This is a genomic window from Mesorhizobium sp. GbtcB19 (assembly GCF_019091085.1).
Lineage (GTDB): Bacteria > Pseudomonadota > Alphaproteobacteria > Rhizobiales > Rhizobiaceae > Mesorhizobium.
Genome location: NZ_JAGXJY010000137.1, coordinates 1 through 378, shown reverse-complemented (window position 1 = coordinate 378; position 378 = coordinate 1). Strand labels below are relative to the sequence as shown.

Below are 378 nucleotides of genomic sequence, written 5' to 3'. Positions count from 1 at the left end.
ATGTCCAGATAAAAGAAAGTAAACATGACCCCTTTTCCATTTCTGTGAGTAGGTTCTCAAATCAAAATTTTTCTAAAGACCTAATGGAAAAGTGGGAATCAGATGAGCAGATTTGGTCAGATAATAAAGAGATATTGTTTACTGACACGGAAAATGATAAAACTCAGTCTAATCAAAGAGAAGAAAAAACAAGTTGTCTAATCAACGGTCAAATGGCTACTGCCGAGAATATTAGAAACTATTTAACATTATTTGATAAGCTACAAATTATATTGCCTATTGAATCAATGTACTTAGACTTTATTAATTCTTTAGGAGTTACAGAAGAAGAATTAATAAAGTTAATTGAACTAGGGAAGGTAAAGCTTATACTACCAC

General features: G+C 31.0%; 1 protein-coding gene. It reads left to right on the top strand.

Going from position 1 to position 378, the window contains the following annotated elements:
- On the top strand, positions 1-378 hold a 378-nt coding region (locus KVT37_RS31950; RefSeq protein WP_217578987.1), incomplete at both ends, for a hypothetical protein.